General features: G+C 33.9%; 19 protein-coding genes. 12 read left to right on the top strand and 7 right to left on the bottom strand.

Annotated elements, in window-relative coordinates:
• Positions 1-97: 97 nt before the first annotated feature.
• Positions 98-2,509, top strand: coding sequence for an alpha-ketoacid dehydrogenase subunit alpha/beta (locus Q1A60_RS05545; protein WP_299765301.1), 2,412 nt, complete (start codon positions 98-100; stop codon positions 2,507-2,509).
• Between the two features lie 120 nt (positions 2,510-2,629).
• On the opposite strand, the gene Q1A60_RS05540 is transcribed toward Q1A60_RS05545, so the two are convergent.
• From Q1A60_RS05540 to Q1A60_RS05525, 4 genes are all read right to left on the bottom strand, one after another.
• Positions 2,630-3,628, bottom strand: coding sequence for a hypothetical protein (locus Q1A60_RS05540; protein WP_299765303.1), 999 nt, complete (start codon positions 3,626-3,628; stop codon positions 2,630-2,632).
• A complete protein-coding gene (locus tag Q1A60_RS05535) occupies positions 3,625-4,212 on the bottom strand; it encodes a hypothetical protein (RefSeq protein WP_299765305.1) in 588 nt (195 codons plus the stop codon). Before Q1A60_RS05535 ends, Q1A60_RS05540 begins: the two co-directional genes overlap by 4 nt.
• A 76-nt stretch (positions 4,213-4,288) precedes the next feature.
• A complete protein-coding gene (locus Q1A60_RS05530) occupies positions 4,289-4,984 on the bottom strand; it encodes a hypothetical protein (RefSeq protein ID WP_299765307.1) in 696 nt (231 codons plus the stop codon).
• Positions 4,985-5,015: 31 nt separating this feature from the next.
• A complete protein-coding gene (locus Q1A60_RS05525; protein ID WP_299765309.1) occupies positions 5,016-7,064 on the bottom strand; it encodes an HDIG domain-containing metalloprotein in 2,049 nt (682 codons plus the stop codon).
• Positions 7,065-7,574: 510 nt separating this feature from the next.
• Here Q1A60_RS05525 and Q1A60_RS05520 point away from each other — a divergent pair.
• The 8 genes from Q1A60_RS05520 to Q1A60_RS05485 all read left to right on the top strand — a co-directional run bounded on the left by Q1A60_RS05520 (position 7,575) and on the right by Q1A60_RS05485 (position 13,896).
• Positions 7,575-8,753, top strand: a complete 1,179-nt coding sequence (locus Q1A60_RS05520; protein WP_299765311.1) for an acetyl-CoA C-acyltransferase — start codon at positions 7,575-7,577, stop codon at positions 8,751-8,753.
• A gap of 18 nt (positions 8,754-8,771) precedes the next feature.
• Positions 8,772-9,521, top strand: a complete 750-nt coding sequence (locus Q1A60_RS05515; protein WP_299765313.1) for a C40 family peptidase — start codon at positions 8,772-8,774, stop codon at positions 9,519-9,521.
• 404 nt (positions 9,522-9,925) lie between these two features.
• A complete protein-coding gene (locus Q1A60_RS05510; protein WP_299765315.1) occupies positions 9,926-10,372 on the top strand; it encodes a hypothetical protein in 447 nt (148 codons plus the stop codon).
• A 72-nt stretch (positions 10,373-10,444) separates the two neighbouring features.
• Complete coding sequence (locus Q1A60_RS05505) at positions 10,445-10,918, top strand: DUF2589 domain-containing protein (protein WP_299765317.1); 474 nt, start codon at positions 10,445-10,447, stop codon at positions 10,916-10,918.
• A 155-nt stretch (positions 10,919-11,073) separates the two neighbouring features.
• On the top strand, positions 11,074-11,763 hold the full coding sequence (locus Q1A60_RS05500; protein WP_299765319.1) for a DUF2695 domain-containing protein: 690 nt from the start codon (positions 11,074-11,076) through the stop codon (positions 11,761-11,763).
• Between the two features lie 137 nt (positions 11,764-11,900).
• On the top strand, positions 11,901-12,746 hold the full coding sequence (locus tag Q1A60_RS05495; protein WP_299765321.1) for a GNAT family N-acetyltransferase: 846 nt from the start codon (positions 11,901-11,903) through the stop codon (positions 12,744-12,746).
• Positions 12,747-12,920: 174 nt separating this feature from the next.
• Positions 12,921-13,415, top strand: a complete 495-nt coding sequence (locus Q1A60_RS05490) for a MepB family protein (protein ID WP_299765324.1) — start codon at positions 12,921-12,923, stop codon at positions 13,413-13,415.
• A 94-nt stretch (positions 13,416-13,509) separates the two neighbouring features.
• Positions 13,510-13,896: a hypothetical protein gene (locus Q1A60_RS05485; protein WP_299765326.1), complete on the top strand. Its 387-nt coding sequence runs from the start codon at positions 13,510-13,512 to the stop codon at positions 13,894-13,896.
• A 220-nt stretch (positions 13,897-14,116) separates the two neighbouring features.
• Here Q1A60_RS05485 and Q1A60_RS05480 read toward each other — a convergent pair whose 3' ends face one another.
• The gene (locus tag Q1A60_RS05480; protein WP_299765328.1) at positions 14,117-15,397 is read right to left on the bottom strand and encodes a phosphatidylserine decarboxylase; all 1,281 of its coding nucleotides are present in this window, start codon (positions 15,395-15,397) and stop codon (positions 14,117-14,119) included.
• A gap of 289 nt (positions 15,398-15,686) precedes the next feature.
• Between Q1A60_RS05480 and Q1A60_RS05475 the strand changes: the two genes are divergently transcribed.
• Both Q1A60_RS05475 and Q1A60_RS05470 read left to right on the top strand, forming a co-directional pair.
• Positions 15,687-16,235 (top strand): DUF1697 domain-containing protein, encoded by a 549-nt coding sequence (locus Q1A60_RS05475; protein ID WP_299765330.1) that lies wholly within the window; start codon positions 15,687-15,689, stop codon positions 16,233-16,235.
• 13 nt (positions 16,236-16,248) lie between these two features.
• Complete coding sequence (locus Q1A60_RS05470) at positions 16,249-17,058, top strand: M23 family metallopeptidase (protein WP_299765332.1); 810 nt, start codon at positions 16,249-16,251, stop codon at positions 17,056-17,058.
• Between the two features lie 59 nt (positions 17,059-17,117).
• On the opposite strand, the gene Q1A60_RS05465 is transcribed toward Q1A60_RS05470, so the two are convergent.
• Both Q1A60_RS05465 and gyrA read right to left on the bottom strand, forming a co-directional pair.
• Positions 17,118-18,392 (bottom strand): tetratricopeptide repeat protein, encoded by a 1,275-nt coding sequence (locus tag Q1A60_RS05465; RefSeq protein WP_299765334.1) that lies wholly within the window; start codon positions 18,390-18,392, stop codon positions 17,118-17,120.
• Between the two features lie 60 nt (positions 18,393-18,452).
• Entirely contained in the window at positions 18,453-20,999 is a 2,547-nt protein-coding gene (gyrA, locus tag Q1A60_RS05460; RefSeq protein ID WP_299765336.1) for a DNA gyrase subunit A, read from the bottom strand.
• A gap of 256 nt (positions 21,000-21,255) precedes the next feature.
• Here gyrA and Q1A60_RS05455 point away from each other — a divergent pair, with 256 nt between their 5' ends.
• On the top strand, positions 21,256-23,808 hold the full coding sequence (locus Q1A60_RS05455; protein WP_299765338.1) for an ATP-dependent Clp protease ATP-binding subunit: 2,553 nt from the start codon (positions 21,256-21,258) through the stop codon (positions 23,806-23,808).

Below are 23,808 nucleotides of genomic sequence, written 5' to 3'. Positions count from 1 at the left end.
CGTCTACAATGAATTATATTTAAAATGTTAACGCAAAACGGTCTTGCTTTTGAGGGTTGTTTTTCGTAATTTTGCACAAGTTTTCACACATATCCTTATGACAGCAACTAAGACTCAAAATACCAAACTTTCCTTTGAAGATTTTAAAACATCTGTCCTTTCAGATTACAAAATAGCGGTAACGAGTCGTGAATGTAGTTTATTAGGAAGACGTGAAGTCCTTACTGGAAAAGCAAAATTTGGCATCTTTGGAGATGGGAAAGAATTACCGCAACTTGCTTGGGCGCGTGCTTTTCAAAATGGAGATTTTAGATCTGGATATTATAGAGATCAAACCTTTATGATGGCAATAGACCATCTATCTATAGAGCAGTTTTTTGCAGGATTGTATGCACATACTGATATCGATTTTGACCCTATGAGTGCTGGAAAGCAAATGGGAGGTCATTTTGCGACACATAGCTTAGATAAAGATGGAAACTGGAATAACTTGCTCGAACAAAAAAATTCAAGTGCAGACATCTCTCCTACTGCTGGACAAATGCCTCGATTATTAGGACTTGCACAAGCATCCAAAATATATCGTCAGGTAACGAGTACTGAAAAAGAAAACTTTTCTGATAATGGTAATGAAGTTGCATGGGGAACGATTGGAAACGCAAGTACCAGTGAAGGACTCTTCTTTGAAACTATCAATGCAGCAGGTGTATTACAAGTCCCTATGGTGATTAATGTATGGGATGATGAGTATGGAATCTCTGTTCACGCAAAGCATCAAACAACTAAAGAAAATATTTCTGAAATATTAAGCGGTTTCCAACGTACTGAAGAAGAAGCTGGTTATGAGATTATACGTGTAAATGGTTGGGATTATCCTGCCCTTATAGAAGCATATGAACGTGCTGGCAAAATTGCACGTGAAGAACATGTTCCTGTACTTGTACACGTATTAGAATTAACACAACCTCAAGGACACTCTACATCAGGATCGCATGAGCGTTACAAAAATGAAGAGCGTCTTACTTGGGAAAGAGCACACGATTGTAACGTAAAGTTTAAAGAGTGGATCATTAGCCAAGGACTTGCGACACAAGAAGAACTTGATCTCATAGATAAAGACATTAAAAAAGAAGTGCGTGATGGTAAAAAAGCAGCTTGGAAAGCGTTTTCATACCCTACACAAACTGAACAACAAAAAGTACTGTCTATCCTTCAGGATTTGATACAAGCATCTGCTAATGGAAGTTTTATACAACCTTTACATACAGAACTTGCAGAAAATAAAGAACCGCTCAAAAGCGATATCCTACGCGTAGCCCGTAAAGCATTACATTATGTAATAGGCGAAACTTCTTCTGCAAAAACGTTATTACAAGACTGGATCTCATCATATATCGAAAAAACACAGCCAGATTATAGTGCGCATTTATATAGTGAAACCGCTAGTAATGCTACTCAAATTGCAGAAGTAGCACCTGTATTTACTGATAATAGCGCTATGGTAGATGGACGTGTGATTTTGCGAGAGAACTTTGACACTATCTTTAATACACAACCTAATACGCTTGTCTTTGGAGAAGATGCAGGAACTATAGGAGATGTAAATCAAGGACTAGAAGGATTACAAGAAAAATACGGAGAGCTTCGTGTATCTGATACGGGAATCCGTGAAGCTACTATTATAGGGCAAGGAATAGGAATGGCGATGCGAGGACTACGGCCTATCGCTGAGATACAGTATTTAGATTACTTACTGTATGCTATTCAGATTATGAGTGATGACCTTGCTACACTTCGTTACCGTACACATGGACGCCAAAAAGCACCACTTATTGTTCGTACTAGAGGTCACAGACTCGAAGGAATTTGGCATAGTGGATCACAAATGGCTGCAGCTATTCATTTATTACGAGGAATGTATATCCTTACCCCTCGTAATATGACGAAGGCGGCTGGTTTTTATAATACACTATTAGAAAGTGATGAGCCTGCATTAATTGTTGAATGTTTAAATGGGTATCGTCTTAAAGAGCAAATGCCAGACAACCTAAGCGAGATACGTACCCCAATTGGTGTGGTAGAAACGGTAAAAGAAGGATCTGATATTACCTTACTTTCTTACGGAAGTACCTTACGTATTGTACAAGATGTAGCTAAACAATTATTAACTGTTGGTATCAATGCCGAAGTGATTGACGCACAATCGCTATTACCTTTTGATATCAATCATGATGTAGTAAAGAGTGTACAAAAAACCAATCGTATCTTAGTTATTGACGAAGATATGCCTGGAGGTGCTAGTGCGTATTTATTACAACACATACTAGATGATCAAAATGCATATGAGTATTTAGATAGTAAACCACAAACATTAACTGCAAAAGCACATAGACCCGCTTATGGTACCGATGGAGATTATTTCTCTAAACCATCTGCCGAAGATATCTTCGAAAAAGTGTATGAAATGATGCATGAAGTAGATCCTGAGACCTATCCTGCATTGAGGTAACCTTATATAAAAAATTACGCTTTCGCGAAAGCGTATATCAATATTTTCAATTATTAAAAAGCAAAAAGTAGCATCTTACTTTTTGCTTTTTTTTGTAAAGACCCTATCATTTTATTAAAATTATCTACGTTGTGCTACAAAAAAACCAGTTGTGTATTTAAGAACAAATCCTAAATAGCTTGTACCAACCAGATGCATTTCCCAATAAATTTCTACACCTCCTATACCTAATTCATTAGAGTGCCAATTTCTAGAAGTAGGATACGTAAATTTTAATTGCGCATAGTCCCTATGATTTACTAGCTTCTTCTTCTCTGAAGTATATAATGTAGACCGATATGTAGTAGAAGAAGTTCCTCTATCATCTACTACCTTTTCTATAATTCTATAATATAAATATTGATTTGCTAGATTAAAATTTTTAGTCTTTTTAATGGTACATAGAAATGCATCTTCATCTTGTAACGTTTCTATCGTTACATCACCTAAGGCGTTTTTCATATACATCTTTGTAACGATAAGAATTAATAGCAATACAATAAGACCAAGAGCTATATAACCAACATTGTATTCGGGAATTAAAAATAGATAGATTCCAGCAAATAAGATTGCTATGATAATGGACATCATAAGATTAGTTTTAAAATCAAGAGTTCTTGTTGTCTCTTCAATTTTATAGGTACTTGTCGTATCTTCTACATAAAAATAAGCAGACGTTTTTAGAGAATCATCAGAAGTGACAAATGACTTTACTTTTGAGAAAAAACTACGATCTACTTTTCCTATATCATCATCCTCTACATGAATTCTTGCTTCACATCGATAAGCAATATCAACATTCTTTCCTTTATAAGTCCCAATTTCAACATCATTTAGTGTAAATGAAAAAGGAATTTTATAAGGTACATTTGCTTGTAATGTCTTTCTATTAGAAATTCTAAAAGACATAAACTCTCTCTTTTTACTAGCCATTCTACCTCTAGCCTCAAGGTATACCATTCCTCCTATTACGTCTACATCAATAGTTTCTGATGATGTGATAGAAAGATAGCCAGACACTTCATAATTATCTGTACTTTCTTCTATTACGATTTCCTTTTCTAATACTGCTTTACTCATTGGTATTGTTCATATAAATGATTTATAATCCCTCTATAATTATCTTTAAATTTCCGTATCAAAGATTTCAATTCTTTTTCTGTAAATAGATCGTCAATAACAATTTTATTTCTAGAAGCAAGTTGTAATCGCTTGTCTATCACACTTCGCAATGTAGCTACTGTGATCCCTTTAAAAGGAATTGAATAATGTTTCTTGTTCGTTAATACACAAGCATATTTCCGACTCCAATGCGTGGTATAAATAACCACTCTCTTAGATCTAAAAAGTTGTATCCGATCAGCTATAGATAAATGATGGATGCTATCTACAAATACAACATCTGCTTCATGAGTCATCATTTCAGAAATATTTGCATTGGTTGTATTTAATAAAAATATAGGATACTTATTGAATTGCTTTTGAAGATATCGCAAATGAGTTGTTTTTCCTCTTCCCTGTTTTCCTATGAATTCTATTGCTAATGAATCAGCATGCTCTATTTGATATGATATCGCGTCTATATTAAATATAGGGACGAGAATTTTTCCTAAATCCTCTTCTAAAACTCCAGCAAAAGGATTGAATTCAAATTTTTCTTTCAAATTCTACTATTCTTATATACATTTATTTTCCTTTTTATATGCCACTTATTCCACTTTCGAGAAAGCGGAATAATGACTATTTCTTATAACCTAGTTTTTTTAAAAGGTTTTCAAAACCATTCCAATGACAACTAGCATCAATAAATTCTATAACTTCAGAATTTATAGTTGTTCTCAAACTATAAGTATCAGATGTAGAACATTGATTAGATTTAATATTTCTAAGTTCAAACTCAAACTCTTTTACTAATTGTAATTGTAGTGGAGTAAGTATAATTGATCTATCATTTAAACTTGTAGAATAAAAATTTCCATTTCTTATTATTTCTAATTGAGAATCTACATAATGAAAACATCCTGAAGAATTAAAGTCTATTATTAATTTTTCACCTTCCTTTAATAGATTAATTAATAGATCGCTATCAGATAATTGATAATTTATTTTATCAATACAGAGCGTTATATTCTGAACTCTGCTATTAAGTTCAAATTCAATTATTTCTTGTCTTTGATAAATTGATTCAAATATAATTTTATATGTACCGAAAGGCAATCTTACTGGTTGTACATCTCGATAAACACGAATAGTATCTAGTTTGATTGACTCTCCATTCTTTCGTAATTCAAATGGAAGAATTAAAAAATTATTATCGGGATATTTACAATATTGCCCGTCTATATGTAATTCTCCTAAAGGTGGAGGTGAATTTTTATTTGTTTGACAACTAATAATTAATAGAACTAAAAGAATAAGTGTAAATAAATATCTCATTAATTATTAAAACTATCGATTAGAAGTTTTATTACTCCGGATACTCAATACGTAAGTGATAAATATTGGTCAATTTTCGTTTTAAGACTTTTTTCACCTGCTGAATCTCCTTAAAAGTGATATCTGCATTTAAGTATTGCCCATCATCCATTTGCTTTTTAATGATCTTTTCTACAAAAGAATCAATAAGCATGGAGGTTGGATTCTTCAAACTCTTACTCGCCGCCTCTACACTATCTGACATCATTAAGATAGCTGTCTCTTTGCTAAACGGTAAAGGCCCAGGATACTGAAAATCGGCTATAGATGCATTTTCATTTGTTTCTTTTTCCTTCATATAGAAGTAATGTACCGTGCTTGTACCATGATGCGTACGTATAAAATCAATCAAACGATCTGGAAGTTTATTTTTACGTGCAATTTCTATCCCATCTATCACATGATCTATAATAATACGGGCACTCTCTTTAGGAGAAAGATCGTCGTGTACATTAATTCCTGTGGCTTGATTTTCGGTAAAATCAGTAGGGTTATTCATCTTCCCAATATCGTGATACAAAGCCCCTACACGCACGAGCATCGCATTTGCACCTATTTCATTTGCTGCTGCTTCACATAAGTTAGCTACATTTAAACTATGATGAAAGGTTCCTGGCGCTTTATCTGCCAACTGTTTGAGTAATTTAGAATTGGTATCAGACAGTTCTAATAACGAGACATCGCTTACCAAGCCAAAGATTTTTTCGTAGATGTAAATTAATGGCTGTACAAATAACGTAGCAAGACCCGCTAATATAAAAAGCCCTAAGTTTTCCCACTCCAGATTTTCAACACCTCCTTGATGAATACTATTAAACGCAAAATATGCAATGATGTAGATCAATGTAATCTGTCCAACAGAAATAAAGAGATTGGCTCTTTTATATAATTCTTGTGTACTTAAAATCGTAACAATACCCGCAATAACCTGTAAAAAGAAATACTCAAAACTATCAGGTACAATAAACCCAAGTAATAAAATGGTAATCACATGTGTAAATAGCCCCAATCGAGCATCAAAAAAGGCTTTAAGAATCAAGGGTAAGATACATAATGGCACTGCATATACATACGCAGGACGAAACTTCACCACTGCCGTCGTAAGTAATACCATCAAGAGGACATTAAATAATATAAATGTGATCTGTGTATTATTCTCATATACTTTAGGTCGGTAATTTCGTATAAATAACAAAAGCATCACAAGGGCTAAAACTACTAATAGAATATAGCCAGCAACAATCCAATTGTATCTAGAATCACTAAAGTTTTGTGTTTCATATTTCGCTTTAAGCGAAAGCATTTTCTGTAACGCCTCCCCTTCTACAATTTCACCTCGTGTAATAATTCGACTTCCGCGAGCAACCACGCCTCGTGTAGGCGATACCTGTGATAATTCTTGGGTGATCGCGTTTTCGGTAAGTGTTGCGTTATATACTGCATTTGGAAGAATACTATCGTAAAATAATTGCAAAAACAGATTTTTATAGTCTGCATAATTACTATCATCAAGTTTACGCTGTACTAAAGACAACACTTCACTAGACTCATAAATCTGACCTAGATTTACTTGCGTCACCTCACTCCCCTTTTTAAGATATGCCAATCGGCTGGCATCAAACGCTGGTTTTTCTTTTGTGATTCCCGTTTTATAAATATCTGTGAGTAGCGTACGACCAAAATTCTTAAGACGGAATTTTGTTTCGTTGGTAATTAGCGAATCTTTAAAAACATTAGAAAAAGAAGCATCATAACGAGCTATCGCATCATTCATGACATTGGTATCATAATCAAAGTACAACAACGCTTGTGAGCGGATTTCTTCCCGTTCTTTATCAAGTATTTCTTCGCTCTTTAAAACAGCAAAATCCTCATCGGCATACAGGTTTTCATACGCCCACGGAAACCCTTTTTGAAAATCATATTGAAACTTCCCACTCTTTGGAAAGAAATACACAATCAACACCGAACTCACCGCTATTAATAATAACTTATAAAGTAAGTCTTGATTTTTATAAAATGTTTTTACAACAGTTGCCATAGTTTTCTCTAACAAAGCTAAAGTACTCTAATTCCACCTAACCCCCAAAATGAAAGCCAAGCCCCCTAACCCATAAAGGGGGAATTAAAAATATGTGATTCCTGCATACGCTTTCGCGAAAGCGAAATAAAGAACCTCGAGGTATTTACCCTTAAGAGAATAAACTAGAAAAAAGCTCCTTCCCTCAGCGAGGGAAGGTGGATATATCGAGGCACGAGATATAGACGGAAGGGAGAGATCATAATTTTCGTACAAAAAGATCACAAATAACGCACTACACTATTTTAAACAAAACTCCTATCTAGCACGAGCGTAATTGTATACTTTCGCGAACCTGCCTGCCGTAAGGTAGGAGCGTATATAACGCTAAATTAAGTGTAAGGTCATTGATAAAATACTCACCAACTCATCAGAAATAATGTTAGCAAAACAAACATAAAATGATAAACAGATATGCTAAATTTTAGTACTTTCGCGTAGTGATTTTTTCATATCATAAACACAACTAGTATGAGTAAGAATGTAGTTATAGTTGCTGCTGCACGTACCCCAATAGGAAGCTTTTTAGGAAGCCTTTCTTCTGTATCTGCCAGCAAGTTAGGAACCATTGCTATAAAAGGAGCAATGGATAAAATAAATTTAGACCCAGCTTCTGTAAACGAAGTATTAATGGGAAATGTAGTACAAGCTGGCGTAGGACAAGCACCTGCAAGACAAGCTGCTATTGGTGCTGGTATTCCAGACACTGTACCTTGTACTACCGTAAATAAAGTATGTGCTTCAGGAATGAAAGCCGTAATGCTAGGAGCACAATCTATTATGCTAGGTGATAATGATATCGTTATTGCAGGCGGAATGGAAAATATGAGTCGTATTCCACATTATGTACACCTACGTAACGGTCATAAATTTGGACCGCAAAGTATGGTAGACGGCATGCAAAAAGACGGTCTTGTAGATGCCTATGATGGCAATGCAATGGGGGTTTGTGCAGACCAATGTGCTACTGAATATGAATTCTCAAGAGAAGATCAGGATGCCTATGCGATCCAATCATATGAGCGTAGTGCTGCTGCTTGGGAAGCTGGAAAATTTGATGATGAAGTTGTACCGGTAGCCGTACCACAACGTCGTGGAGATGATGTGATTGTAAGCAAAGATGAAGAGTACACCAATGTACGTATGGATAAAATTCCTAACCTACGTCCTGCTTTTACAAAAGATGGAACGGTAACTGCTGCCAATGCTTCTACCATTAATGATGGCGCAGGTGCTGTGGTCTTAATGAGTGAAGAAAAAGCAAAAGAATTAGGCCTTACGCCTCTTTGTGTTATTAAAGGGTTTGCAGATGCTGCACATGAACCAGAATGGTTTACAACAGCCCCTTCTAAAGCTTTACCAAAAGCACTTGCAAAAGCTGGTGTCTCTCAAGATGATGTAGACTTCTTTGAGTTCAACGAAGCCTTTTCTGTGGTAGGTCTTGCCAATATGAAAATATTAGGTCTTACCGATAAAAATGTAAATGTAAACGGTGGTGCCGTATCATTAGGACATCCTTTAGGATGTAGTGGTGTGCGTATCTTGATTACATTACTCAATGTATTAAAACAAAACAATGGAAAGCTAGGAGCTGCTGCGATATGTAATGGTGGTGGTGGTGCTTCTGCCATCGTAATAGAAAACCTATAGTACGACCTCCTTTCCTATATGAAATACGGCATATGTCATTTAAGTAGCATCCCCATGCGATTAGAACCTTCTGATCGTAGTGAGATGGTGAATCAACTTCTATATGGAGAAGTCTTTAAGGTACCTGAAAAAAGGAAATCTTGGAGTCGTATTCGTTTGGCACATGACAATTATGTAGGGTGGATCGATAATAAACAGTATCAAGAGATCAGTGAAGAGGAATACGCTTTCGCGAAAGCAGAAACTCCTTCACTCATCTCAGATCCTGTACAATTCATATCTGATGCTCACGGGCAATTACAAACCGTTCTTTTGGGAACGTCTGTTCATACGCTTTCACTATTAAAAAGCACCTATGAAGGACCTACTACCTCTGGTAAAAAAGACAAAACCCTTCTCATTGAAACCGCATTACAGTATTTAAACACGCCATATTTATGGGGCGGCCGTACGCCTTTTGGGATTGACTGTTCTGGATTTACACAAATGGTATACAGATTGAATGGTCACCGATTACTACGCGATGCTTCTGAACAGGCAACACAAGGGGAAGCCCTTAGTTTTATAGAAGAAAGCGAACCAGGAGATCTTGCCTTTTTTGATAATGATGAAGGCGCCATTGTTCATGTAGGTCTCATCATGGAAGATAACTATATCATCCACGCGCACGGCGAAGTGCGCATAGATCGTTTAGATCATTCTGGCATCTATAATGTACACCAAAAGAAACACACCCATAAACTACGGGTGATTAAGAAGGTGGTGTGATTTTTTATCACACTGATTTCTATAATAAATTCGAATCTATTTCAGAATTCCACACACACAATAATTTAGCTAAACTTTAGTAATCGCTAGTTATTAGATTCTTTTCCTTTGTTCTCTTCTCTATAGGCTATTTTCAATATTCCCTTTTTAAAATTCCGCTTTCGCGAAAAGGGATCAAGAAGTAAGACGAGTATACAATATTCATATTTTAAAGTACAATTTTTATCATTAGCTGTACGGGGCGCCGATCATCTTTGATTTTTTTTTAAACCTTTTGATACCCTAGCATTTTTTAGTTATTTCTATTGATTGTAAAACCTTTTGATAGCCTATTGATCCTGTATAGGTAGCATATATAAAATTGTATATTAGCTTTATACTGATGTTGGCAAAAAGCAAAGAAAATGAATAGTTCAATTAATAATGGAGGAAAAACACATATAAAATATGCTCATATGCATTATCCAAAAACGGTTGAACTTAAATGTAAAAAGTGTAAGTCTAAAATAATTGCGACAAATCAAAATGCTCCCGAAGAAATTGAGCATTTTATGGATATTTCGGATTTTGAAAAAAAATGGAACCTCATTTGTATGGATTGTACTTTCCGAGCTGAATTAAATTGGGATGAACTTAAAGAATTTGATTTATGGCTAAAAACAAAAATAAGAGATATAGAGTTTTGGTCTTGGAATATTCACCATCTGAATATGATTATTAAGAAACTTAGAAAGACGGAATTAAAGTCTGACAAATGGGAGTTTTTTGAAAGTTATATTCCAAAAAAATGGTTGTTGAAATTTAATAGTGAAAGAGAAATTCGAAAAATAGAAATGTTAAAAGAAAAATAACTTGCTACAACACGGTGTATAAAACCGTTAGGCAACATTAAAAACAAACGCTTTAAAAAAAACAATAAGATCATGATTAAGTTTAAAGAACTAGTAGAATCCATCAATGAAGCAGCCAAACAGGCCAATCAAAATATAGCGGATAATGAAAGAAAGATTATTAAAGATTTCTTTGATTACGATCCTGAAACTAAAAAGTATACTGCTAAAACCTTCAACATAGATTATCCATCTACCACCGTAGACGGTAAAGTCGAATCCGTAGATATAAAAGTTCCTTTAATTACGATGGTGCCTATTAATTCTTCAGCTATTGATGAGTTGAAATTTACAACAACCTTAGACATTGATATTAAAAACGATGAATTAATGGTTAGTTTCAGTTCAGGCACATCTGCTTCGAAAAGCGGCGCTTTTTCGGAAAAAAACGAACCCTTAGCTACCGCAAAATTAGAAATTATTATTAGACCACATGAACCCTCAGAATGGCTAAGTAAACTAATTAGCGGCTACGAAAAAATACTGAGAGCTCAAATCCCAGGTTAATATTTAATGTCACTATACTCTAAAAAATTGATTCATAAACAAATAGGCTCAATTAAAATAAAATTATAAATCAAACATCTGGATTTCGGCAAATTAATCTTGTGGATGACTCCAAAACGAAATCATAGCCGAGACCATTAACCACAACTTGAAAAATGACCATATTAACAGAAAATCAAGTCATTAAGCTTTGTGTTTATATAGAAAATAAAATTAAAAAAAATGGTTGTGATCACTCATACAAAAACACTTTTGAATGGGCTAAAAAAAATGAAATTAATAAAGCCGATTTAACTGATATTTTAGAATTGAATGGTGCGTTTTGTGATTGTGAAGTAACAATGAATTTGCCCGAAAACTGTGATTTAGAATTGGAAATAGAAAGTAAACAAATGGACTCTAAAAATCCTTTCAAAATACCTTTGAATTTCCAACAAATCGAAAATAAAGTTTATACAAAAGCTCTGTTTTCAAGTTCTGAATACGGAAACAATAATTATACAAAAAATGGAGAGCTGTTAATTCCTGCACCTTATGGATTTAAAGCAAAAAAGAGAGTTCGAAAAAGTATGCACTTCTTTAACGGAACTGAATCAGAATTACCCTCTGAAATAGGAATCGTCAAAGAAATTGAACCAATAACCGGGAAGGAATTCGCTAAAAATATTAGAGATTTAAAATGGGTGTCATTTAAAAAATTTTCAGAGAGAGATGCCGAATATTATTTTTCGAGAATAGAAAAAATTGATATCGGAAAATCAATGGGCACGCATTTTATGGAAAGAACAGGAATTGATGGAACAAAAATTGAATTGAAAATACATAAAGTGATTTTTAGGAAATAAACTATGTCTATTAATTTATTCTTATTACCTACTTCTGAAAATTCTCGCGAATTTTCTATTCAGCATGTATTTGCTAACTTTAGTGTTTAAGACACGCAAAGAACCATACACTAACACATAGTAATTCAAACACTAGGATGATAATTAATACGCTAACAGGAATAGAAACAAAAGAAATTCTAGATACATTTAATGAGTCCTTTTCTGACTATTTTATTCCGTTTAAGCTAACAGAAGGACAGCTAGATTCAAAAATGCTAGCTGACAAAGTACACTTGAACTTATCTGTTGGTGTATTCGAAAATGGGAATCTAATTGCTTTTATTTTACATGGATTCGATAAAATAAATGGTGAGAAAATACTATATAATGGAGGGACTGGAGTGATTCCTAAAAAAAGAGGTTTAGGGTTAACAAAAAAGATGTATCACTTCATTTTACCAATTTTAAAAGAAAAAGGAATTGATACATTATTCCTTGAAGTCATTTCTGAAAATATTCAAGCAATTAAGTCTTATAAATTCGCTGGATATAAAATCGAAAGAACCTTATTATGCTATAAAGGAGAGGTTCCTACATTACAAACAAACAGTAGTATAGAAATCAAGCAATTAAAGAAATATAACTGGAGCTTAATGGAATCGTTTTGGGATATCTCCCCTACTTGGCAAAACTCAAATAATGTTATTAATGGATTAAAAGATACTAGTATCTCATTTGGCGCCTATATTCAAAACACATTAGTGGGATATATTATATATAACCCGAATACTAAAAGAATACTACAAATAGCTGTCGATAAAAAATATAGAAAAAATAAAATCGCTTCGACTTTGGTTTCAAAATTACTAGAGGAATATGGGAATACGCTCTCAATTATTAATGTCGATAAAGGTTCGGAATCTACACATCGTTTTTTTAAACATATAGGATTGAAAAAAAATCTAGAACAATTAGAAATGAAACTACAGTTAAGAAAGTAACAGCTAACTTGAGACCTCTATAATTAATACCTGTCTCCAGCTTCAGTTAAAATTAATGTATTTAAAATTCTAATATTCATTAATTTACAATACATAAGGTTTTAGTTTTGGAAAATCAGAGTATATTGAAATAGAAAGAAAACTAGTCACAACAAAAGCTATAATCAAACAGAAATGGATACTATCCTTAACGAAATTAAAACAAAGATATATGATACCTGTTCTCTTCAAATTTCAGATTTCAAAATTGAATCGGAAAGTAAAGAATATAAAGCCTGTCGATTTAAACTAAACGGATTAAATATCTTAAGCAGAAACGCTAAAATCACTCCTAAAAAGGTTGGCCAATTTGTAACATTTTGGAAACGCAAAGGAAATGGACCCATTGAGCCTTTTCATGAATCTGACCAAGTTGATTTTTATGTAGTAAACGTTCGGACTAAAAATGAGTTTGGACAGTTTGTTTTTCCAAAATCTGTGCTGATTAAAAAAGGTATAATCTCAACAGAAAAGAAAGAAGGAAAAAGAGGGTTCAGAGTGTATCCAAAATGGGATCGTGTTCAAAGTAAACAAGCAGAGCAGACTCAAAAATGGCAATTGAATTATTTTTACGAAATAAATAGTTCAATTGAATTAAAAAAGGTGAACGCATTATATCAAGGAAAATAATGTACTATACACCTGCAATTACAGTAAACTTGGCAATATCTTAATCTACTTAAAATTACTAACATCTATACGAAGCCAAAATAATCACTAATTAATGAAATTCTACAAACCTCTTTTTTCTAGTATTGTCATTGTAATACAACTGATTTTATCTATTATAAGTTATTATGGTTATGTTGCATGGGGGGAAGCAAATCCTGAAATGAATAGATTGATAAGTCGCCTTTTTCATGGGGATAGTTTATTTTTGTTTGTGTTAATCATTGGGTTTTATGAAATGCAAACGAAGCCTAGTTGGTTTAAAACTGCAATTCGGATATTTTTAGTGTGTATCGTTTTAGGAGCTCAATTTTCAGAGCTTATTCCAATTGATCAATTTTATTTTGGGGTTTATAATACGGCTTGGTTTGCTGCAATAGTTACTATACTTCTGATTTTAATACGTATTGGAAACTATAGTATTAGAAAGATACATAAGTAAATCATAATTGCATCATCGTTTTTACAGTAGCTGTGACTTTTCAAAAGCGCTACATAAATTACAATAACATAACATCTGTTTATAATTTTACAGGGAAAAATAAAAGCAACAATTCCTTTCTTAGAATTGTTGCTTTTTATGGTCATATATCTACCTTTTACTAGATATACTAGTTATATGAATGGATGCTGTTTACGCTTTCGCGAAAGCGTACTCATAACTATTTATTCCAGTAAACAGCTGTCTGTCCATATTGAAAATGAATAGGGTTATGCGCAGGATCTTTCTTAAACATATAGAGATCGTTTGGTTTTTTCTCAAATAACATAATAATATCTGATCCTCCAAATTTGAATTTCCCAAATTCTTGACCTTTTACAACTGTTTGCCCTTGAAGTTTTGTGTACATTTCTACCCCAGACACTTGAGCCATTCCTATAGGCAGTATAGCCACTTTACCTACTACGGGTCCTGCATCTACAATGACAAGACCACGCGCTTGGTTAAACTCATAACCATCTTCTGCTCCATCTGGTGCATCCCATTGTCCATCCTCTGTCAAGTTTACATTAAGAAAAACCTTGCCTTGAAGTGCTTTAATCTCTAAGATCTTTCCGCTTACAGGGGTATGAAAACGATGGTAGTCAAAAGGGCTTAAGAAATAATGTACAAAGGTTCCTCCATAAAAGTCTTTGGCATACTCACTATTATCTAGCAGCTCATTAACGGTACCTATGGTATGCGTTTGCTTAAATTTGATTTTTGTTTTCTGCCCTTCTGTGTCTAATACATTTCCTTCTGAATCAATAGGATAGTCTTCTTTAAACGTGCAATCTGCTGGAGCAACAATGGTCTCATTAGTATCAGGGGCCGCAATTGGACGCAATGGTGATATACCCGTTTCAGGATTTGCATTATTAAACTCTCTATAGAAGAAGGTATTAAAGGTATTCCAACTTGATTCATTTGCTGCATATAAAGGATAATTATACATAGAATCATATTTAAAAGAATGTAAACTCTCTTTGGTTAACGACGGTTTGGTATCTAAGAAACGTCCCCAGGCTTTTGCAAACTCTACTAACCAAGCTGCAAAATCGTCAAAACTTTGTAATGTAATTGTTGTATTAGGTACTTTCTGATCTACTAACCAATAAAACTGACATAGTAAATCATAGACTTTTTGATTATATCCATTTTCTTCTCCATTACTCTTCCAAGCGTTAGGATAATTAGGATCATTTGTTTCATTAGGTACAAGTCGTACATAAAGATCTAAATAATCAAAATAAGATTCGATAGTAACTGGCCATCCATTTCCTTTAAACTCGTTATTAATAGCCTTGTAAAGGTCTTTATTTAAACTTTCTTGTGCCGAATTATTAGCCGCTTGTAAAGAGGCTAACAATGCAATGCGCATATCTTCATTTTTATTGAGAAGTGTTTTTAGCTTTTCTACAATTTCTGAATGTGCATGTTCTGATAGTGAGGTGTTTTTCATTTTTTGGGTTTTATACGTTCCTACTCTATTAAAATAGCTTTTCGGATTCCGCTATTTATTTCTATGGGTATATGGGTATTATCTAAGCCTTTAATGTTTATGCAAGGTATTTTTTAAACCCTTTCTGAAAAAGCGTATAAGTACCTGTTTTATAGATGCATGGATATGATAAGAAATACACTTTCGTGAAAATATATACGGATAATCCAGTTAGGGGATCTGAAATTCTATATAAGTAGTACTTGTAACGTTTTTAAAAAAACTATTTTTATAATTATTCGGTACATCAATGACAACAAAGATTAAAACATATATTGCTTTTCTAAGAGGTATAAATGTAGGAGGACATCATAAACTCCCAATGGCAGATCTTAAAGTAGTATTTACTCAATTGGGATATACTAATATCATTACTGTTTTAAATTCTGGAAATGTTATTTTTAGTACGACTAATAATCATATCAAAAACATAGAAAAGAATATAACAGACGTATTAGAAAAAACATTCGAATTTCCTGTTCCAACCTGTGTACGAGAAGCTACTCAAATACAACAGTTATATAAAAACAATCCTTTTGATAGCATTGTAATAACAAAGGATACTAGGTTATATATATCATTTTTAAATGAAGATGTGAGTTCTTCAATAGAGTTACCTTGGATAAGTTCTGATACCTCCTATCAAATTATTGAAAAAAGAGGAACTTCTATTGTCAGTGTCTTGAATCTATCTATTTCTAAAACAACCACAGCTATGAAAATTTTAGAAAATACGTATGGAAAAAATATGACAACTCGTAATTGGAAAACAATAGAACGTATCATAAAGAAGTTATAGAGTCATACGCATTATGATGAAAACAATCTGTACTATACTCCTACTCCTTATATCTTTAGTATTACATGCTAATCATGATGTGAAAGTGTATTATGAAAAAAGTGATAACGGTTATATCATTTATGCTGATAATAATGAATACTGTCCAGTCAGTATTCAATTAGAATTTACAGTGACCAACCTGCGTTTACACGATCAGAACAATAGCGTTTATGTGATTCAACCACATCAAAAAAAACAATTAGTTACACAACTAACAGTCATCGATAAAAGAAAGGGATATAAATTATCATATACATCACTGACTAATTATGGAGATACTACTAAAGACACCTATGATCAAGAGTATCATTACGACCTCCCATTTGCAAAAGGAGCATCATTTCAAGTAGATCAGGGATATAATGGTACATTTTCACATTACACAAAAAATGCATTAGATTTTGATATGCCTATAGGCTCTGAGGTTCATGCCATAAGAGATGGTATTGTTGTCAAAGTCGTAAAGCAGCATAATCAAAATTGCGGTACGAAAGAATGTAAACAATACAACAACCATATTATTATATACCACTCAGATGGTACATTTGCAGAATACACACATCTAAAACAAAATGGTGCTACTGTAGCTATAGGAGATTCTATAAGACAAGGACAATTAATTGGATACAGTGGAAATACAGGTTGGAGTACAGGTCCACATTTACACTTAGAAGTTTTTTTACAAAGAATGCGTAAAAGAGAAACACTACAAACTAAGTTTAAAGTCAATAATGGTACAAAAGTTCTTTTCCTTAAAGAAAAAGGTACTTACAAAAAGTAAAGCATAAAAAAACCAGCAATAATTAATTGCTGGTTTTTTTATGCTTGAAATAAGAAAAATTAATTTCCTTCTTCTAGTATTTCAATTTTTGCTTTCATCGTATCTGCTTTAGAAGTCTCTCCTAATTGCTGGTAGATACCGTATAATGTACGTGCTAATTCTAATGAGCGTGCAGTTCCTTTTTCGTCAGAGCGGTATTGTAATGCTTTCTCTAAGTATGGAGCAGCTTCCCTATATACGTTTTGTCTTTTCTCTTTAAGCTCATCATATTTTTTATAATCAGCATTTGAAGTACCAAGACTATTCATCTGATCAACAATAGCTTTTTCAGCACCTAAAATAAGAGCACCAATGTTATTATAAGCAGCAGAATATTCTGGATTTAAAGAAATTGCTTTTTCATAATATGTTCTAGCCTCTTCATTGTTTCCTAACTTATCTTCTCCAACTCCTAAGTTGTAATATAACTCTGGGTTATTAGGATCTTTTTCAATCACTTCTTTGATCGTTGCCTTATACTTATCCATTTGATTCATTTCTAAGTATATGTTTGCTTGAGAACGAATTAATATAAGATCATCAGGATTTTCTGCACGCGCAGCATCCATCGCAGCAAGAGCTTCTTCATTTTTTCCTTGAGACATATAGATTAATGCTATATTCTTAACGATCTCGCCTCTTTTAGATTCACTTTTCTTTTCAGTTGGTTTGATATGTGTCTTACCTAAAACCAAAAGATCTCTTTCTTGTTTTGAAGGAATTCGAACTTCTTTATTAGTTTCAACTTCTGTGGCGTAATATAACGTTTCAATTCCTGAGAACTTAAGTTCATTAAGTTGATTATAATACGTTAAGGCAGTATCATAATCTTTACCGTTTACAGAGTTTGATGCAGCATAATACAGATATATAGTATCATTTTTACTATAATTATATGCATCTGCAAGTTTTGTAGAGGCACTGGTATAATTTTGCGTATTCTGATCTTCAATAGCAGAGTTTACCATTGCAACAACTACATTAGAAATACCAGCTTCTGCTTCTGCATTATACTTGGTATCTTTCAAGTCATTATAAGCAGTTGCAGCTACTTTAAGATCTTCTGCGTTTTTATTATTAACACCTAAAAAGGCTTGTGCTTTTGCGAGTAAAAAGCTTTCTTTTGTTTTATCATCCATAGATCCGATTAAAGCTTCTGCTGCTCCAACAAGATTTTTTGCTTCTCCATAGCTACCGCTTTTAATCGCTTTTTGAATGGCTTTTACTTCTTTCTTTTGAGCAAATGCTGAAACTCCTAAAGCTAGGGCTATTACAAATAAAAATTTAGTCTTCATTATCTATTGTTTAATATTAAGGGGTTACAAAATTAATTAAAATTTGTTCAACCCCATTATTTATTCTTCTTCTTCAGAAGCATTTGTGTTTGGAGTTGAATCAGTTTGTCCTTCAGTTGCTTGTGTAGCTTCTGATGTACCTTCTAAATCATCTTCATCTATTTCGTCTTCATCATGTTTTACTTTGGCTACAGCTGCAATAGAATCGCTTCCTTTTAAGTTGATCAGTTTTACTCCTTGCGTGGCTCTACCCATGACACGTAAATCTGCAACTTCCATACGGATCGCGATCCCTGACTTATTGATAATCATAAGATCATCATCATCTGTTACATTCTTAATGGCAACGAGTTCTCCTGTCTTATCTGTTACAGAAATTGTTTTTACACCTTTTCCTCCACGATTCGTAATACGATAATCTTCAAGACTACTACGCTTGCCATATCCTTTTTCTGAAACCACTAGAATATTACTTTCTACATCATTTACAGAAACCATTCCTACGACTTCGTCATTCTCATTAGCAAGAGTTATGCCACGAACACCAGATGCGCCTCTACCCATAGGTCTAGTCTTGCTTTCTTCAAAGCGAATAGCTTTCCCAGATTTAACCGCAAGCATTACTTGACTCTCTCCATTTGTAAGTTTTGCTTCTAGTAACTCATCACCCTCTTTAATAGTAATTGCATTAATACCATTTGTTCTAGGACGAGAGTATTGTTCAAGTGATGTTTTCTTCACTTGCCCTTTCTTAGTCGCCATGATAATGTAATTACTATTTACATACTCCTCGTCTTTGAGATCTTGCGTAGTAACAAATGCTTTTACTTTATCATCTTGTTCTATATTAATCAGATTCTGAATAGCTCTTCCTTTAGACGTTTTACTTCCTTCAGGAATTTCAAATACACGCATCCAGAAACATTTTCCTTTCTGAGTAAAGAACAACATATATTGATGATTAGTTCCTACAAAAAGATGTTCTAAGAAATCTTCATTACGTGTTGTAGATGCTTTTTGTCCTACACCTCCTCTATTCTGAGTTTTATATTCGGTAAGTGACGTACGCTTAATATACCCAGCATGAGAAATAGTGATCACTACCTTTTCATCAGGAATAAGGTCTGTAATACTTACATCCCCTCCTGCATATTCTATAACAGAGCGACGCTCATCACCATATTTTCTTTGTACTTCTAACAGTTCTTCTTTGATGATATTCATACGACGCTCCTTGCTTGCAAGAATATCTTTAAGATCTTCTATCGTTTTCATAATCTCATCAAACTCTGCACGTAACTTGTCTTGTTCTAGACCTGTTAACTGGCGTAATCGCATTTCTACAATCGCTTTTGCTTGTATTTCTGAGAGTTTGAAACGTTCTATAAGGTTTGCTCTAGCCTCATCTGCATTTGAGCTTCCTCGTATAATAGCAATTACTTCATCAATATTATCTGATGCAATAATTAATCCTTCAAGGATATGTGCTCTATCTTCTGCTTTCTTAAGTTCGTATTTTGTTCTACGTACAACTACCACATGACGATGCTCCACAAAATGGTGAATCATATCCTTAAGGTTCAACATTTCTGGTCGTCCATTTACAAGTGCTATATTATTTACACTAAATGAAGATTGTAATGCTGTATACTTATATAATTTATTGAGAACAATATTTGGAATACCGTCTCTTTTTAAAACGTATACAATACGCATTCCGTTTCTATCAGACTCATCCCGTATCGCAGAAATACCATCGATTTTCTTATCGTTGATCATATCTGCCGTTTTCTTAATCATATCGGCTTTATTTACCTGATATGGTATTTCGGTAACGATTATACACTCACGCCCTTTTACTTCTTCTATGGTCGCTTTAGCTCGCATCACTACACGACCACGACCAGTTTTAAATGCTTCACGTACGCCATCATATCCATAAATAGTTCCTCCCGTAGGGAAATCAGGAGCTTTTACGTGTTGCATCAACTCATCAATATCGATATCGTTGTTTTCAATATAAGCTACTGTTCCATTAACAACTTCTGTCAAGTTATGAGGAGGCATATTGGTAGCCATTCCTACCGCAATTCCTGAAGCGCCATTGATAAGTAATCCAGGTACTCGTGTTGGTAATACTTTAGGCTCATAAAGTGTATCATCAAAATTAAGTTGATGATCTACCGTATCTTTTTCTATATCTGCAAGCATATCTTCTGATATCTTACGCATACGTGCTTCTGTATAACGCATTGCAGCTGGACTATCACCATCTACAGAACCAAAATTCCCTTGACCATCTATAAGCATATAACGTAAACTCCATTCTTGAGCCATACGTACCATTGCATCGTATACAGATGTATCTCCATGTGGGTGATACTTTCCTAATACTTCTCCTACAATTCTTGCAGATTTCTTATGAGCACCACTCGCACGAATACCTAACTCGTGCATACCATAGAGTACTCTACGGTGTACAGGTTTAAGACCATCGCGTACATCGGGTAATGCACGTGACACAATGACCGACATCGAATAATCGATGTACGCTGACTTCATTTCATCTTCAATATTAATTGGGATCAATTTTTCTCCTCCTGCCATATATAGATTGATTAAATTTTTATGTCAATTTTACTAGCTAGCAATATACCTATTTTAAAAGGTTTTTATGGGTATACGCTTTCGCGAAAGCGTACTTTTTATTAACAATATTTAACAACCAATTTTTAATAACTACCTCACAATACACTTGGCAAACTGTCAGTTATTTTGTCTATTAGCTACTAAGTATCTTAAGCGGAATGATTTTTGAATGAGAATGCTTAAATTTACAATGAACGAAAAGGAGATATAAATTATGGATGATAATTTTTCACCTAGAGTAAAAGACGTGATTGCCTATAGCAAAGAAGAAGCTTTGCGATTAGGTCACGACTTTATAGGAACAGAACATTTATTGCTTGGACTACTAAGAGATGGTAGTGGTAAAGCTATCAATATATTGAGTGCTTTAAATATAGACTTAGAACATTTACGCCGTAAGGTTGAAATCCTAAGTCCTGCAAACCCAAATAGTGGTCTACAAGGTAATGACAAGAAGAACTTACACTTAACAAGACAAGCTGAACGTGCATTAAAAACTACATTTTTAGAAGCAAAACTATTCCAGAGTTCTTCTATAAATACAGCGCATTTGATTCTGTGTATACTTAGAAACGAAAACGACCCTACCACAAAGTTATTAAATAGACTTAAGGTAGATTATGATAATGTAAAAGATCAATTTAAACTTATGATGTCAAATGAAGAGGATGATTATATAGAGCCTATAAAATCAGAATCATTTAGCGATGACCAAGAGTCAGGCAATGAAGGAGAAAAAGAAAATCCATTTGGAAATGCTTCTTCATCTAAAGGAACTAAAAAAAGTAAAACTCCAGTTTTAGACAACTTTGGAAGAGATCTTACTGCCATGGCAGAAGAAGGGAAATTAGATCCTGTTGTTGGTAGAACAAAAGAAATAGAACGCGTTTCTCAAATATTAAGTAGACGTAAGAAAAATAATCCATTACTTATTGGAGAGCCTGGTGTAGGTAAATCTGCAATTGCAGAAGGGCTTGCACTACGTATTGTACAACGCAAAGTGTCACGTATTCTTTTTGATAAAAGAGTCGTTACACTTGATCTGGCTAGTCTAGTTGCAGGTACTAAATATAGAGGTCAGTTTGAAGAGCGTATGAAAGCTGTAATGAATGAACTTGAAAAGAATGATGATATTATTCTTTTTATAGATGAAATTCATACCATAGTAGGTGCTGGTGGCGCAACGGGATCACTAGATGCTTCTAATATGTTTAAACCTGCACTCGCTCGAGGCGAAATACAATGTGTAGGAGCTACAACCCTAGATGAGTTTAGACAGCATATTGAAAAAGATGGGGCTTTAGAACGTCGTTTCCAAAAAGTAATTGTCGAGCCTACAACAGTAGAGGAAACAATAGAAATTCTTCAAAATATAAAAGAAAAATATGAAGAGCATCACAATGTCACCTACACAGATGATGCTATTGAGGCGTGTGTGAAGTTAACAAATCGATATATGACTGATCGATTCTTACCAGACAAAGCTATAGATGCATTAGATGAAGCGGGTTCTCGTGTACATATCACAAATATTGATGTTCCTAAAAAGATTCTAGAGTTAGAAAGTAAACTAGAAGAAGTACGTGAACTCAAAACAACGGTTGTTAAAAAACAGAAGTACGAAGAAGCAGCTAAGTTACGTGACGATGAGAAAAATCTAGAAAAAGAACTTTCTGTTGCTCAAGAACGTTGGGAGGAAGAATCAAAACTCCATAAGGAAGTAGTTTCTGAAGATAATGTAGCGGATGTGGTAAGTATGATGACAGGTATTCCTGTAAATCGTATCGCACAAACAGAAAGCAATAAACTTGCTGATCTACCAGCTACAATAAAGAATAATGTAATAGGTCAAGATGAGGCTGTTGCAAAAGTAGCGAAGGCTATACAACGTAATCGTGCTGGGCTAAAAGATCCTAATAAACCTATTGGTTCTTTTATATTCTTAGGACAAACCGGTGTTGGGAAAACGCAACTTGCTAAAGTTCTTGCAAAAGAGCTGTTTGACAATGAAGATTCTCTTATACGTATTGATATGAGTGAGTATATGGAGAAGTTTGCCATCTCAAGATTGGTTGGAGCGCCTCCAGGATATGTAGGCTATGAAGAAGGAGGGCAACTTACTGAAAAAGTACGTAGAAAACCTTATGCTGTTGTATTACTAGATGAAATCGAAAAAGCGCATCCAGATGTGTTTAATATGCTACTTCAAGTACTTGATGATGGTTTCTTAACAGATTCCTTAGGTCGTAAAATTGATTTTAGAAATACGATTATTATTATGACATCTAATATTGGTGCTCGTAAATTAAAAGACTTTGGTCAAGGTGTTGGATTTGGAACGTCTGCTCGTAAAACACAAGTTGATGAGAATGCAAAAAGTGTGATCCAAAATGCATTGAAAAAAGCATTTGCTCCAGAATTCTTAAATCGTGTTGACGATGTCGTTGTCTTTAATGCTTTAGAAAGAGAGCATATACATCAGATTATAGATATCGAACTTGCAAAATTATTTATACGTATCAAAGACCTTGGATATGATCTCACGTTAACAGAAAAAGCAAAAGATTATATCAGTGATAAAGGGTTTGATAAAGATTATGGAGCAAGACCTCTTAAGCGAGCTATTCAAAAGTATATTGAAGATGCTCTTGCTGAAGAAATCATTACTTCAAAATTAGAAGAAGGAGATAGTATAACTATGGATTTAGATAGCAAAAGTAATGAACTTACTATCACTATAGATAAAGCAACTACTACAGAGTCGTAA

The sequence above is a fragment of the uncultured Dokdonia sp. genome (assembly GCF_947492535.1).
In the GTDB taxonomy this organism is placed as follows: Bacteria; Bacteroidota; Bacteroidia; order Flavobacteriales; family Flavobacteriaceae; genus Dokdonia.
This window is presented reverse-complemented; position numbering and strand designations above follow the sequence as displayed.

What these genes read in the sequence shown, in the direction of transcription:
- gyrA (WP_299765336.1), bottom strand. Translation starts at nt 20,999, where the DNA reads ATGGCAGGAGGAGAAAAATTGATCCCAATTAATATTGAAGATGAAATG.
- Q1A60_RS05525 (WP_299765309.1), bottom strand. Translation starts at nt 7,064, where the DNA reads ATGGCAACTGTTGTAAAAACATTTTATAAAAATCAAGACTTACTTTAT.
- Q1A60_RS05500 (WP_299765319.1), top strand. Translation starts at nt 11,074, where the DNA reads ATGACCATATTAACAGAAAATCAAGTCATTAAGCTTTGTGTTTATATA.
- Q1A60_RS05490 (WP_299765324.1), top strand. Translation starts at nt 12,921, where the DNA reads ATGGATACTATCCTTAACGAAATTAAAACAAAGATATATGATACCTGT.
- Q1A60_RS05545 (WP_299765301.1), top strand. Translation starts at nt 98, where the DNA reads ATGACAGCAACTAAGACTCAAAATACCAAACTTTCCTTTGAAGATTTT.
- Q1A60_RS05465 (WP_299765334.1), bottom strand. Translation starts at nt 18,392, where the DNA reads ATGAAGACTAAATTTTTATTTGTAATAGCCCTAGCTTTAGGAGTTTCA.
- Q1A60_RS05515 (WP_299765313.1), top strand. Translation starts at nt 8,772, where the DNA reads ATGAAATACGGCATATGTCATTTAAGTAGCATCCCCATGCGATTAGAA.
- Q1A60_RS05510 (WP_299765315.1), top strand. Translation starts at nt 9,926, where the DNA reads ATGAATAGTTCAATTAATAATGGAGGAAAAACACATATAAAATATGCT.
- Q1A60_RS05505 (WP_299765317.1), top strand. Translation starts at nt 10,445, where the DNA reads ATGATTAAGTTTAAAGAACTAGTAGAATCCATCAATGAAGCAGCCAAA.
- Q1A60_RS05470 (WP_299765332.1), top strand. Translation starts at nt 16,249, where the DNA reads ATGATGAAAACAATCTGTACTATACTCCTACTCCTTATATCTTTAGTA.
- Q1A60_RS05455 (WP_299765338.1), top strand. Translation starts at nt 21,256, where the DNA reads ATGGATGATAATTTTTCACCTAGAGTAAAAGACGTGATTGCCTATAGC.
- Q1A60_RS05520 (WP_299765311.1), top strand. Translation starts at nt 7,575, where the DNA reads ATGAGTAAGAATGTAGTTATAGTTGCTGCTGCACGTACCCCAATAGGA.
- Q1A60_RS05530 (WP_299765307.1), bottom strand. Translation starts at nt 4,984, where the DNA reads ATGAGATATTTATTTACACTTATTCTTTTAGTTCTATTAATTATTAGT.
- Q1A60_RS05475 (WP_299765330.1), top strand. Translation starts at nt 15,687, where the DNA reads ATGACAACAAAGATTAAAACATATATTGCTTTTCTAAGAGGTATAAAT.
- Q1A60_RS05485 (WP_299765326.1), top strand. Translation starts at nt 13,510, where the DNA reads ATGAAATTCTACAAACCTCTTTTTTCTAGTATTGTCATTGTAATACAA.
- Q1A60_RS05540 (WP_299765303.1), bottom strand. Translation starts at nt 3,628, where the DNA reads ATGAGTAAAGCAGTATTAGAAAAGGAAATCGTAATAGAAGAAAGTACA.
- Q1A60_RS05480 (WP_299765328.1), bottom strand. Translation starts at nt 15,397, where the DNA reads ATGAAAAACACCTCACTATCAGAACATGCACATTCAGAAATTGTAGAA.
- Q1A60_RS05495 (WP_299765321.1), top strand. Translation starts at nt 11,901, where the DNA reads ATGATAATTAATACGCTAACAGGAATAGAAACAAAAGAAATTCTAGAT.